This window comes from Dellaglioa sp. CoH-55-MRSF-6 (assembly GCF_056782215.1).
Map to the genome: position 1 here is coordinate 1 of NZ_JBXAYJ010000056.1, position 258 is coordinate 258.

Below are 258 nucleotides of genomic sequence, written 5' to 3' on the forward strand. Positions count from 1 at the left end.
CGGCGAATCCCCCTGACCAAGACAGTTTCCGTAAAGACCTTCGGCTGCCAGCTGAACGCGTACGACTCGGACACGATGGTGGACGTGCTCAACGCGGCCGAAGGCCTCGAAAAGACCGACACGCCGGAAGACTCGGACATCATCCTGTTCAACACATGCTCGGTGCGTGAAAAGGCGCAGGAAAAGGTGTTCTCCGATCTCGGCCGCGTGCGCGAGCTGAAGGAAGCGAAGCCCGGCCTGCTGATCGGCGTCGGCGGC

General features: G+C 62.0%; 1 protein-coding gene. It reads left to right on the plus strand.

Annotated features, from left to right (window positions below):
• Nucleotides 1-258: hypothetical protein (locus AC1RPK_RS07770; protein ID WP_481769359.1), on the plus strand; the 258-nt coding region annotated here is incomplete at both ends.